This window comes from Chromobacterium subtsugae, from assembly GCF_035919665.1.
Taxonomy (GTDB): domain Bacteria; phylum Pseudomonadota; class Gammaproteobacteria; order Burkholderiales; family Chromobacteriaceae; genus Chromobacterium; species Chromobacterium subtsugae.
In genome coordinates this window covers 3,913,536-3,925,928 of record NZ_CP142381.1, presented here as the reverse complement: position 1 = coordinate 3,925,928, position 12,393 = coordinate 3,913,536, and the positions used below count along the sequence as shown (strand labels likewise).

Sequence of the window (12,393 nt, the reverse complement as noted above, 5' to 3'; positions counted from 1 at the left end):
TGAAAACGGACTGAACAGATCATTATGAGCGCAACCATTCTCGTCACCGGCGCCGCCGGTTATATCGGATCCCACACCTGCGTCGAGCTGCTGGCGGCCGGCTTCGACATCGTCGCGGTGGACAATTTCTGCAATAGCAAATTCGAGGCGATCCGCCGGGTGCAGGAGCTGGCCGGCCGCGAGCTGGCATTCCACGAAGCCGATGTGCGCGACCAAGCCGCCCTCGACGCCATCTTCTCCCGCCACCGGATCGACGCAGTGATCCACTTCGCCGCGCTGAAGGCGGTCGGGGAGTCGGTCGCGCAGCCGCTGCGCTATTACGAGAACAATGTGGTGGGCACGCTGACGCTGCTGGAGGCGATGCGGCGCGCCCAGGTGCGCCAGATCGTGTTCAGCTCGTCGGCCACCGTGTACGGCGATCCCGCCTCCGTCCCTATCCGCGAGGATTTCCCGATCGGCGCGATCACCAATCCTTATGGCCGCAGCAAGCGCATGATGGAAGAGATTCTCGAAGATCTGGCCCGCGCGGAGGCCGGTTGGAAGATAGGCCTGCTGCGCTATTTCAACCCGGTGGGCGCGCACGCCAGCGGCCGGATAGGCGAAGACCCCAATGGCGTTCCCAACAACCTGATGCCCTATATCAGCCAGGTGGCGGTGGGCAAGCTGCCGCGCTTGAGCGTGTTCGGCGGCGATTATCCGACGCCCGACGGCACCGGGGTGCGCGACTACATCCACGTGGTGGATCTGGCCATCGCCCATGTCAAGGCGGTGCAGGCGCTGCCGGGCGTGGACGGCGTGCTGACGGTGAACATCGGCACCGGACAGGGCTATTCGGTGCTGGACATCATCAAGGCTTTCGGCCGCGTCAGCGGACGGGAGATTCCTTACCAGGTGGCGCCGCGCCGCGCCGGCGACATCGCCTGCTGCTACGCCGACCCGGGCAAGGCCGCGCAGGCGCTGGGCTGGCAGGCCGAACGCACGCTGGACGACATGTGCCGCGACAGCTGGCGTTGGCAGCAGGCCAATCCGCGCGGCTACGAGTCCTGAACGCCGCCATATCGCATGCCAAGGGGCGGGTCCGTTTGGATCCCGTCCTTTTTTCTTTGCCGCCGGCGTCTTCCCGCTGAATTCGGCGGACGCTTAAATCATGCTCTCCGGCCTGACCCAGGCGTCGAATTGCTCGGCGCTGACATGGCCCAGCGCCAGCGCCGCCTGCCGCAGCGTGCCGCCATGCTGATGCGCGTGCTTGGCGATGGCGGCGGCCTTGTCGTAGCCAATGTGCGGGTTGAGCGCGGTGACCAGCATCAGCGACTGCTCCAGCAATTGGGCGATGCGGTCGCGATTAGGCTGCATGCCCTGCACGCAATGCTCGGCCAGGCTGGCCATGCCGTCGCTCAACAGGCGCAGGCTTTGCAGGAAATTGTGCGCGATCAGCGGCTTGTACACGTTCAATTCGAAATTGCCGGAGGCGGCGCCGATGGCGATGGCGGCGTCGTTGCCCAGCACCTGGCAACACAGCATGGTCACCGCCTCGCACTGGGTGGGATTGACCTTGCCGGGCATGATGGAGCTGCCCGGCTCGTTTTCCGGCAGAGTCAGCTCGCCCAGCCCGCAGCGCGGGCCGGAGGCCAGCCAGCGGATGTCGTTGGCTATCTTCATCAGCGCGGCGGCCAGGGTCTTCAGCGCGCCGTGGGCGGCCAGCAAGGGTTCGTGGCCGGCCAGCGCGGCGAACTTGTTGGCGGCGGACGCGAAGGGCAGGCCGGTTTGCTGCGACAGCACTTCCGCCACCCGGGTGCCGAAATGCGGATGAGTGTTGAGGCCGGTGCCGACCGCGGTGCCGCCCGCCGCCAGCTGGCACAAGGCCGGCAGGCTGGCTTGCAGCGCCTGTTCCGCCAGCTGCAGCTGCGCCGCCCAGCCTGAGATTTCCTGCCCGAGCGTCAGCGGCGTGGCATCTTGCAAATGGGTGCGGCCTATCTTGACGATGCCGCCGAATTCGCGCGATTTGGCTTCCAGCATCTGGCGCAGCGCAGCCAGGCTGGGCAGCAGCCGTTCGCTCAGCCCCAGCGCGGCGGCCACGTGCATGGCGGTGGGGAAGATGTCGTTCGACGACTGGCCGCGGTTGACTTCGTCGTTGGGGTGCACCAGCCGGCGCACGCCGCGCTCGCCGCCCAAAAGCTCGGATGCGCGGTTGGCCAGCACCTCGTTCATGTTCATATTGCTCTGGGTGCCGGAGCCGGTCTGCCAGACCGATAACGGAAATTGTCCGTCGTGGCGCCCCGCCAGCACCTCGTCGGCGGCGGTGACGATGGCCTGGGCCTTGGCGCCGTCCAGCAGGCCCAGCTCCAGGTTGGCGAGCGCGGCGGCGCGTTTCACCCGCGCCAGCGCCAAGATCAGTTCTGGCGGCATCTTTTCGCTGGAGATGGCGAAGTGCGCCAGCGAGCGTTGGGTCTGCGCGCCCCACAGGGCCTGGCCGGCCACGTCTATCGGGCCGAAGCTGTCGGTTTCCACGCGTTGCGATTTGCTCATGCGGCTCTCTCCGGGTTGTTTGGCATTCCAAATGCATTTGCCCGTTCATCCTAGCATGCCCGCTCCGGGCGCGGCGCCAGGTCCCCACTGGCGGCGGGCCTGGATTTGATCGGCGGCGTTTCCCTGCGGTACGCTTGCCGGCTTTATCGTGTTGGCGGCGCAGGCAAGCGCCGGTTTTGAATTTCAGGCGGAATGGAATGGCTGAGGGTATCCAGATATGGGCGGCGCCTACCGAGCGCTGCGATGACGCTGCGCTGCGGCAGGCCTACATCGCGCTGCTGTCGGATGAGGAGGCGGCGCGCTGGCGCGCTTTCGCGTTCGATCGCGACAGGCATGTCTACCTGGTGGCGCGCGCGCTGGCGCGAACGGTGCTGGGAGAGGCGCTGGGTATGAATCCGGCCAGCATCGAGTTTCAGCACGGCCCCTACGGCAAGCCCAGCCTGCGCGGCGCGGCGGCGGGGGCCGGCCTGCGTTTCAATCTGTCGCACACCAAGGGCATGGTCGCGCTGGCGCTGGCGCGGGACCGGGAGCTGGGGGTGGATGTGGAGGGCGTCGAGCGGCGGGCGGCGCTGGATGTCGCCTGGGAAAATTTCTCGCGCGACGAGGCGCGCGAGCTGTCGGCGCGGCAGGGGCAGGCGCAGGCCGACCGCTTCTGGACGCTGTGGACGCTGAAGGAGGCGTATCTGAAGGCGCTGGGTTGCGGATTAAGCGCGCCGCTGGACTGCATTTCTTTCGTCGACGACGATCAGGGCGGGCTGCGGTATGCGCGGCGGGGTTCGGGCCATGCCGATGATGGGCGCTGGCATTTCTGGCACGGGGTGCTGGCGGGAACGCATGCCGTATCGCTTTGCGCCGGCGCGCGGGAAGGCGAGGAGGCGCCTGAACTGATTCTGCACGAGACGGTTCCGCTGCTGGCCGCGCGCGAAGTGCCGTTCCTGCCGGCGTTGGGGCCGATCCGGGAAGAGGGGACTGCGTCATCCTGAACGAGTGCGATAGGCAACAAAAAAGCCCTTGATCGCTCAAGGGCTTGTTTGCGTTGCTGGCGGAGAGGGAGGGATTCGAACCCTCGGTACGCTCGCACGTACGCCTGATTTCGAGTCAGGTACATTCGACCACTCTGCCACCTCTCCGGCGCCAGACAAGAAGGGCATTCTAGATGTGATGGGCTGGCTTGTCAATACCAAGTTGCAGAATTCCGCGCATGAAAAACGCCACCCGAAGGTGGCGCGGTAGCGGGGCGGCTGCGGCCTCAGGCGTGCTTGCCCGGCTTCAGCTCGCCTTCCCATTTGGCCACCACGGCGGTGGCGATGGAGTTGCCCACCACGTTGGTGGCGGAGCGGCCCATGTCCAGGAAATGGTCGATGCCGAGCAGCAGCAGCAGGCCGGCTTCCGGGATGTTGAACTGCGACAGCGTGGCGGCGATCACCACCAGCGACGCGCGCGGCACGCCGGCCATGCCCTTGGAGGTCAGCATCAGGATCAGCAGCATGGAGATTTCCTGCGCCAGCGTCAGATCGATACCGTAGGCCTGAGCGATGAAGATCACCGCGAAGGTGCAGTACATCATCGAGCCGTCCAGGTTGAACGAATAGCCCATCGGCAGCACGAAGCTGGCGATCTTGTTGGACACGCCGAAGCGTTCCAGCTGTTCCAGAGTTTTCGGATAGGCGGCTTCGGAGCTGGCGGTGGTGAACGACAGCAGCAGCGGTTCCTTGATCATGCCCATCAGGTGCAACAGGCGCGGGCCGACGATCAGCACGCCCACGGCGATCAGCAGCACCCACAGGATGCCGATGGACAGGTAGAACTGCGCCATGAACTTGCCGTAAGTGCCGAGGATGGACAGGCCTTCCTTGGCGACGGTGGCGGCGATGGCGCCGAACACGGCCAGCGGGGCGAAGTTCATCACATAGCTGGTGACTTTCAGCATCACGTGGGCGACGACGTCGATCACGTCGATCAGCGCCTTGGAGCGCTCGCCCAGCGCGGCCATCGCGCTGCCGAAGAACACCGAGAAGATCACGATCTGCAGGATTTCATTGTTAGCCATCGCCTCGAACACGCTCTTGGGGATGGCGTGGGTGACGAAGTCCTTCAGCGAAATGGCGCTGGCCTTGATGCCGGAGTCGGCGTGCAGGTCGGGCAGCGGCAGGTTCAGCGCCACGCCCGGCTTCAGGATGTTGACCATGATCAGGCCCAGGGTCAGCGATACCAGCGAGGCGCTGACGAACCAGCCCATGGTCTTGCCGCCGATGCGGCCCACCGATTTCGCGTCGCCCATCTTGGCGATGCCGACCACCAGCGTGGAGATCACCAGCGGGGCGATGATCATCTTGATCAGGCGCAGGAAAATATCGGTGAGGATGGACATGCCATCGACGAAGGACTTGATCGCGGCGGCGTCATTGCCGGCGTGCTGACGGAATAGGTAGCCGACCAGAATGCCCAGCAGCATGCCGACCAGAATCAAGGCCGTGAGTTTTTTCGACTTCATTGAGTTGTTCCTGCCTGAGTTTGAGACGATTCAAAACGAGCGGCGCATTTTCGATTGCATGACATTGTGTTTTTTTGTGATCATGCGTGGCGCCGTGTGTCCGGCATGCTTCGCCATGTAGCGGCCTGGCTACTTAATTGTTTTTAGCCTTGATTTCAGGCTTTTTTCCTGTTTCTGTCGGACAGGTGCGGCAGGCCGAAGCGCAGAATTATAGTGAGTTAGCGGGTGGTTGTCTTGGCAGGATTTCGAGAATTGCCATTCATATTCGAATGTGCTTGTTGGATTGTGATGATTTTTGGATTTAAATTGCCAATAATTTTGCTTTTGGCATTTTATTTCCATGCCGCAAGGATGAAAAAAAGCAGCCGGATGGCTGCTGGCGTAGCGGCGCGACAACGCGCGGCTAGTGGTGGATGTCCAGGGTGACGTCGCCGCGCGCTTCGGCGACGGTCTCCAGAATCTCCAGCACGGTGGCGTAAAGGTCGGCGCCCAGCGCCTGTTTCGATTCGGCGGTGTCGCGCCAGACCAGCTCGAACGGCCCGGACGCGTCGTTGGCCAGGCAGTCGTACAGCGCGTCCAGATTGCGGCCGAAGTGGGGCGGCAGCCGCAGCTGGCGGCTGAGTTCGTCGAATAATTGCTCCTGGCTGACGATGTGGCGCAGTTCGCACACTTTCACTGGCATGGCGGCACCTCGATGAAGCGGTTGTAGTGATCTACGCTGACGTAGCGCTGCCCCTGGCGGCTGAACACCAGCCGGTAGGCGCCGCGCTTGCCGCCTTTATAGCCCAGATCCGCCTCCTGCCACTGGCCAGCCGGCAGCCGCTTTTCGTAGTTGCCGAAACGGTCGCCGCCCATCGATTTTCCCTGCAGCGCCGGCACGCTCCACAGGCTGCGGCCGGGTTGCCAGCCGGCTGCGCGCGCCTGCTTCTTGTTGACGAATTTGGGCGGCAGCTGGCCGCTGCGGGATAGCGACTGCAGCACTTCCGTCAGTTCCTGGCGATCCAGGCGGTTGCCGGTCTGGCGCGCGATGTCGCCGGCGACATTGAAGCAGCCGGGCGCGGCATGCGCGTTCAGGCTGATGGCCGCGAGCAGCGCGGCGAGCAAGGACAGCGGGCGTTTCATGAGGAATGTCCCGGGCAAAGGTTTGGATCGCGCATTGTAACCGCGGCGCGCCGCGGCGCAAGGCGGCGTTTCAGTCCAGCGGCACCGACTCCACCGGGTCGCTGCGGCCTATCAGCTGCGGCAGGCGCAGGGCCATGTCGTTGCCGTCGGCGGTGCTGATGAAGCGGCAATAGCCGTCGCCCTGGCTGTCGCAGCCGTGTTGGCGCAGCAGGTCGCAGACGCGGCGGGCGATGGCCTCGGCGGGGTCGTACAGCTGGATGCCGTCGCCGGTGAGCTCGCGGATCAGCGGGGCCAGGAAGGGATAGTGGGTGCAGCCCAGCGCGATATGGTCGATGCCCTGGCCCAGCAGCGGAGCCACCACCTGGCGCACCAGCTGGCGGGTGCGCTCGCTGTCCAGCTCGCCGGCCTCCACTTGCTCCACCCAGCCGTGGCCGGGGCGGCGCAGCACTTCCACATCGCCGGCGTGGGCGTCGAGCAAGGCTTTCACCCGGTCGCTGGCCAGCGTGTACTCGGTGGCCAGCACCGCGATGCGGCCGGTGCGGCTCATCGCCGCCGCCGGCTTGATCGCCGGTTCGATGCCGACGATGGGGATGGGCAGCTGTTCGCGCATGCTGGACACCGCCGCGGTGGTGGCGGTGTTGCAGGCCACCACCAGGATGGTGGCGCCCTGGCTGACCAGGTAATGGCCGACTTTCAGGCTGCGTTCAATGATTTCCTGCCGGCTGCGCTGGCCATACGGGCAATAGGCCTGGTCCGCCAGGTAGGTGATCGGCCAGGCGGGCAGCGCGGCGCGCACCGCGCGCCACACCGACAGTCCGCCCAGGCCGGAATCGTACATCGCAATCATGGTGCCGCTCAGTTGTTCTGGATGACGATCTTGGGGAATTTGCCGGAGAAGTCCTGCGCTTTTTCGCCCACTTTCACCGCCACGCGGCGGGCGATGGCGCGGTAGAGCTCGGCCGGTTTGCCGGCCGGATCCGCCGCCACGCTGGGGGCGCCGGCATCCACCGCCAGGCGGATGGCCAGCTCCAGCGGCAGCGAGCCCAGCAGCTCCACGCCGAAATCGGCGGCCATGCGCGCCGCGCCGCCCTCGCCGAAGATGTGCTCGGCGTGGCCGCAGTTGGAGCAAATGTGGATGGCCATGTTTTCCACCAGCCCCAGAATGGGCACGTTCACCTTCTGGAACATGGTGACGCCCTTGCGCGCGTCCAGCAGCGCGATGTCCTGCGGGGTGGTGACGATCAGCGCGCCGGTGACCGGCACTTTCTGCGACAGCGTCAGCTGGATGTCGCCGGTGCCCGGCGGCATGTCGATGACTAGATAATCCAGATCGTCCCAGCGGGTGTCGTTCAGCAGTTGCTGCAGCGCCTGGCTGACCATCGGGCCGCGCCACACCATCGCCTGGTCGGCGTCTACCAGGTAGCCGATGGACATGGTCTGGATGCCGTGGCCGATCAGCGGCCGCAGCTTGCCGTCGGCCGATTCGGGCCGCTGGCCCTGCAGGCCCATCATCAGCGGCTGGGACGGGCCGTAGATGTCGGCGTCCAAGAGGCCGACGCGCGCGCCTTCGGCCGACAATGCCAGCGCCAGGTTGGCGGCGGTGGTGGATTTGCCGACGCCGCCCTTGCCGGAGGCGACGGCGATGATATTCTTCACGCCCGGCAGCAGCGGCACGCCGCGCTGGGCGGAGTGGCTGACGATCTGGCTGTCGACCCGCACTTCCACGGCGCGCCCTTCGGCCAGCGGCGCCAGCGCGGTTTCAAACTGTTGGCGCACCGCGTCGAACTGGCTCTTGGCCGGGTAGGCCAACGTCACGTCCAGGCGGATGGCCTTGTCGTCGATCTGCAGGCTCTTGACGTTCTTGGCCGCCACATACCCTTTGCCGGTATTGGCGTCGATCAGCGGTTTGAGGGTATCGAGGATCTGGGATTCGAGCTGTGCCATGGTTTCGTTTTGCGTGGCCTGGTCGGCTTGACCACCGAACAGGCGGGTGAGTTTGGAGAACATGCGGCGTTCCGGGTGATGATTTCCGAGTATTTTAGTCGGATTCGCTGCGGCGCGCATCGCGCCGGCCAAGGGCCCATCTTACTCCTGTGCGCCGGCAAAGGGCAGGGGAAGGGGAGATGGCGGCGCGCCGCGCGGCAATAACTTTTGATGAAAGTCCTTGAAAAGAGTACAATTGTCGGTTTTTCTCGGTTGCGGCGCTGCCGCAGCGCCAAAGGCTCGGCCCTGTCAGGCCGCGGGCCCTGTTCTTTGTCGACGAAAGGTTTTCCCCGCTTTATGCAGTCCAAACACGCCAAACTTACCTGGTCCAATCTGCTGTTCCCGCTGGCCCTGGTGCTGTTCGAATTCGCCGTCTACATCTGCAACGACATGGTCCAGCCGGCCATGCTTTCCGTCACCCGCGAATTTCTGGTCGACGCCTCCTGGGCGCCGACGTCGATGACCGCCTTCCTGGTGGGCGGCGCGCTGCTGCCGTGGCTGACCGGCCCGCTGTCCGACCGCATCGGCCGCCGCCCGGTGCTGCTGTTCGGCGTCGCTTACTTCACCATCGCCTGCCTGGCCACTTACCTTGTCAGCTCGATCGAGGCCTTCATCGCGCTGCGCCTGCTGCAAGGCGTGGGCCTGTGCTTCATCAACGCCGTCGGCTACGCCTCGCTGCAGGAGTCGTTTGAGGAGACCGCCGCGGTGCGCGTCACCGCGCTGATGGCCAATGTGGCGCTGATCGCGCCGCTGGTCGGCCCCTTGGCCGGCGCGGCCTTGCTGGAGCTGGCGCCGTGGCGCAGCGGCTTCCTGTTCATCGCCGGCCTGTCTTTCCTCGCGCTGGTGGGCTTGTATTTCCGCATGCCGGAAACCGTGGCGCCCAGCCATGAGAAGCTGCCGCTGTCCAGCATGGGGCGCGACTACCTGAAAGTCTTCGGCCACAGCCGTTTCGTGCTGGCCGCGCTGTGCATCCCGCTGCTGGCGCTGCCGCTGATGGGCTGGATCGCGCTGTCGCCGGTGCTGCTGGTGCGCGACCTGCACATGAGCGCCGTCGCGTACGGCCTGATGCAGATTCCGGTGTTCGGCGGCCTGATCGCCGGCAACCTGGCGCTGGCCGTGATCGCCGACCGCTGGCCGCTGGGCCGCTCCGCGTTGGTGGGCATGTGGCCCATCGTCGGCGGCCTGGCGGTGATGGTCGGCGGCGTGCTGGTTTCGTCGCTTCCCCAATACTGGATGGTGGCTGGCATGAGCCTGATGGCCTTCGGCGAGGGTCTGGCCTTCGGCGTGCTGTACCGCTTCGCGCTGATGTCCTGCGACGTGGCCGGCCGCGGCACCATTTCCGCCAGCATGAGCATGATCTCGATGGCCGGCTACGCGGTGGGCATCGAGCTGTTCCGCCAGGTTTACCAGGCCTCAGGCCTCACTGGTTTCGCGGTGCTGGCGCTGTGCTTCTCGCTGGCCTACGTGCTGCTGGGCCGCAAGATGGTGGGCATCGCCATGGCCGAGCGCGCCGCGCCGGCTGTCGAAGACGGCAGGCTGGCCAGCCAGGGCGCCTGAGCCGCCTGGCTGACTTCACAAGCCCGGAAACGCCGCGTTCCGGGCTTGTGCTTTTGTGCGGGGCAATATTTGGCGCGCAAGCCTGATGACCGCCCGCCTCTTCTGTCTCTATAATCGATCGCTTGAGATTGCCAATCCAGGGAATGATCCGAATGACCAAACGCAAGATTCTGGTGACCAGCGCGCTGCCTTACGCCAACGGCGCGATCCACCTCGGCCATATGCTGGAGCAGATCCAGACCGATATCTGGGTGCGCTTCCAGAAGATGCGCGGCCATGAGTGCTACTACGTCTGCGCCGACGATACCCACGGCGCCCCGATCATGCTGGCGGCGGAAAAGCGCGGCATCTCCCCGGAGCAGCTGGTGGACGAAGTCCGCGCGCTGCATGTGGCCGATTCGCAAGGCTTCCTGATCGGCCATGACAACTACTACAGCACCAACAGCCCGGAAAACAAGGAGTTGGCGGAGCAGGTGTACAAGGCGCTGCGCGCCGACGACAAGATCGCGGTGCGCACCATCGAGCAGCTGTACGACCCGGAAAAGCAGATGTTCCTGCCCGACCGCTTCGTCAAGGGCGAATGCCCGAAGTGTTCGGCCAAGGACCAGTACGGCGACAACTGCGAAGTCTGCGGCGCCACCTACAATCCGACCGAACTGAAGAACCCGTATTCGGCGGTGTCCGGCGCCAAGCCGGTGTTGAAAACCTCCGAGCACTACTTCTTCCGCCTGGGCGAATGCGCCGATTTCCTGAAGCAGTGGACCAGCGGCGCCAGCAAGCGCGCCGACGGCGTCGAGCAGCCGCACCTGCAGCAGGAATCGCTGAACAAGATGAACGAGTGGATCGACGGCGGCCTGCAGGACTGGGACATCAGCCGCGACGCGCCTTACTTCGGCTTCGAGATTCCCGACGCGCCGGGCAAATACTTCTACGTGTGGCTGGACGCGCCTATCGGCTACATGGCCAGCTTCAAGAACCTGTGCGACCGCTCCGGCCTGAAGTTCGACGAATGGTTCGCCAAGGACAGCCAGGCAGAGATGTACCACTTCATCGGCAAGGACATCCTGTATTTCCACGCGCTGTTCTGGCCGGCGATGCTGAATTATTCCGGCCTGCGCGCGCCGACCGGCGTGTTCGCCCACGGCTTCCTCACAGTGGATGGCCAGAAGATGTCCAAATCGCGCGGCACCTTCATCCAGGCCAAGAGCTACCTGGACTGCGGCCTGAACCCGGAGTGGATGCGTTACTACATCGCCGCCAAGCTGAACGGCCGCATCGAGGACATCGACCTTAACCTGAATGACTTCGTCGCCAGGGTAAACTCCGACTTGGTCGGCAAGTTCGTCAACATCGCCAGCCGCTCCGCGGGCTTCATCGCCAAGCGCTTCGACGGCCAGCTGGCGGCCAGCGTGTCGGATCTGGACATCCTGGCCAAGTTGCAGGCGGCCGCCGAGGATCTGGCCGCCGCCTTCGAAGCGCGCGAATACGCGAAGGCCTTGCGCGACGTGATGGCGCTGGCGGACATGGTCAACGTCTATGTCGACGCCAACAAACCGTGGGAACTGGCCAAGCAAGAGGGGCAGGACGCGCGCCTGCAGGAAGTCTGCACGGTGCTGATCAACGCTTTCCGCCTGCTCACCATCTATTTGAAGCCGGTGCTGCCGAAGCTGGCCGAAGGGGTGGAAGCCTTCCTGGAGGTGGCGCCGCTCGCCTGGAGCGATGCGCAAACCCTGCTGTTGGGCAAGAAAATCAACGCCTACCAGCATCTGATGCAGCGCATCGACCCGGCGCTGATCGACAAACTGATAGAGGCGAACAAGGAAAACATGCAAGCGACTCAAGACACGCCGGCCGCCGCCGCGCACGAGCCTTTGGCCGAAACCATCAAGATCGACGACTTCGCCAAGGTCGACCTGCGCGTCGGCAAGGTGCTGGAATGCGGCTTCGTCGAAGGTTCGGACAAGCTGCTGCAGTTCAAGGTGGATCTGGGCTTTGAAACCCGCAACATTTTCTCCGGCATCCGCAAGGCTTATCAGGAGCCGGAAAAACTGGTCGGCCGCCATGTGATCGTGGTTGCCAACCTGGCCGAACGCAAGATGCGCTTCGGCGTGTCGCAGGGCATGATCGTCTGCGCGTCGGGCACCGACGATAGCGAAGGCCTGTACCTGCTGGATGTGGACGCAGGCGTCAAGCCGGGCATGCGCATCGGCTGATGTCTGGCCGCCATGGCTTGATTTTTATCATGGCAAATAAGTAGTATTACCAAGTAACTTGATGAGACTTGGATAACAAGACCCCGGCGACCATAGTGGTAGCTGGGGTTTTGCTTTCGGATGGCGGACGATACTGGCCTTTCGACCACTCGTCACTGTTCTGTCATCCGCATCTGCTACAGTTTTCGCAAGATTGGACGACATATTTTGGTACCGGAACTTTTTTCCGGTTGCGGCGACTAACATCAGATATGTATATGTTTTTAGTAAAAAAATAACAAAGGACGTGAATCATGAAAATTTCGCAATTGAAGCCGGGCTACAAAGTTTTTGAGCACAAGGACAGCGGCAGCGTGGTCCACTATGAAGTGGTCAGCATCCGCCAAGTCGGCAAAATGTTTGAAGTGACTTTCAAATCGGCTTTGGGTTTGGCCAGCGCCATGTATCCTGCCAATGGTTTCATTCAGGCGGCAGCCTGACCGGTTTCCGAATGCCCGG

General features: G+C 64.1%; 11 protein-coding genes and 1 tRNA gene. 5 read left to right on the top strand and 7 right to left on the bottom strand.

Annotated elements, in window-relative coordinates; genetic code table 11:
• Positions 1-24: 24 nt before the first annotated feature.
• Entirely contained in the window at positions 25-1,047 is a 1,023-nt protein-coding gene (gene galE / locus U6115_RS18655) for a UDP-glucose 4-epimerase GalE (protein WP_043575659.1), read from the top strand.
• 93 nt (positions 1,048-1,140) lie between these two features.
• Here the strand turns inward: galE and fumC are convergent, their stop codons facing one another.
• Positions 1,141-2,526: a class II fumarate hydratase gene (fumC, locus tag U6115_RS18650; protein WP_043575657.1), complete on the bottom strand. Its 1,386-nt coding sequence runs from the start codon at positions 2,524-2,526 to the stop codon at positions 1,141-1,143.
• 197 nt (positions 2,527-2,723) lie between these two features.
• Between fumC and U6115_RS18645 the strand changes: the two genes are divergently transcribed.
• Positions 2,724-3,509, top strand: a complete 786-nt coding sequence (locus tag U6115_RS18645) for a 4'-phosphopantetheinyl transferase family protein (RefSeq protein WP_052258085.1) — start codon at positions 2,724-2,726, stop codon at positions 3,507-3,509.
• Positions 3,510-3,566: 57 nt separating this feature from the next.
• Here the strand turns inward: U6115_RS18645 and U6115_RS18640 are convergent.
• From U6115_RS18640 to apbC, 6 genes are all read right to left on the bottom strand, one after another.
• Positions 3,567-3,656: transfer RNA gene (locus tag U6115_RS18640), tRNA-Ser, on the bottom strand.
• A 119-nt stretch (positions 3,657-3,775) separates the two neighbouring features.
• Positions 3,776-5,020 carry a dicarboxylate/amino acid:cation symporter gene (locus tag U6115_RS18635; protein ID WP_043575656.1) on the bottom strand — a complete coding sequence of 415 codons (1,245 nt, stop codon included), beginning with the start codon at positions 5,018-5,020 and terminating at the stop codon, positions 3,776-3,778.
• Positions 5,021-5,423: 403 nt separating this feature from the next.
• The gene (locus U6115_RS18630; RefSeq protein WP_043575654.1) at positions 5,424-5,702 is read right to left on the bottom strand and encodes a barstar family protein; all 279 of its coding nucleotides are present in this window, start codon (positions 5,700-5,702) and stop codon (positions 5,424-5,426) included.
• Positions 5,693-6,142, bottom strand: coding sequence for a ribonuclease domain-containing protein (locus U6115_RS18625; protein ID WP_043575652.1), 450 nt, complete (start codon positions 6,140-6,142; stop codon positions 5,693-5,695). Before U6115_RS18625 ends, U6115_RS18630 begins: the two co-directional genes overlap by 10 nt.
• Before the next feature lie 70 nt (positions 6,143-6,212).
• The gene (murI, locus tag U6115_RS18620; protein ID WP_043575650.1) at positions 6,213-6,989 is read right to left on the bottom strand and encodes a glutamate racemase; all 777 of its coding nucleotides are present in this window, start codon (positions 6,987-6,989) and stop codon (positions 6,213-6,215) included.
• A gap of 8 nt (positions 6,990-6,997) precedes the next feature.
• The gene (gene apbC, locus U6115_RS18615) at positions 6,998-8,149 is read right to left on the bottom strand and encodes an iron-sulfur cluster carrier protein ApbC (protein WP_080770240.1); all 1,152 of its coding nucleotides are present in this window, start codon (positions 8,147-8,149) and stop codon (positions 6,998-7,000) included.
• A gap of 273 nt (positions 8,150-8,422) precedes the next feature.
• On the opposite strand from apbC, the gene U6115_RS18610 reads away from it, so the two are divergent.
• The 3 genes from U6115_RS18610 to U6115_RS18600 all read left to right on the top strand — a co-directional run bounded on the left by U6115_RS18610 (position 8,423) and on the right by U6115_RS18600 (position 12,374).
• The gene (locus tag U6115_RS18610; RefSeq protein ID WP_043575648.1) at positions 8,423-9,682 is read left to right on the top strand and encodes an MFS transporter; all 1,260 of its coding nucleotides are present in this window, start codon (positions 8,423-8,425) and stop codon (positions 9,680-9,682) included.
• Positions 9,683-9,825: 143 nt separating this feature from the next.
• A complete protein-coding gene (metG, locus tag U6115_RS18605) occupies positions 9,826-11,895 on the top strand; it encodes a methionine--tRNA ligase (protein WP_369816060.1) in 2,070 nt (689 codons plus the stop codon).
• Between the two features lie 293 nt (positions 11,896-12,188).
• A complete protein-coding gene (locus U6115_RS18600; RefSeq protein WP_043575644.1) occupies positions 12,189-12,374 on the top strand; it encodes a hypothetical protein in 186 nt (61 codons plus the stop codon).
• The last annotated feature ends 19 nt before the right edge of the window (positions 12,375-12,393 follow it).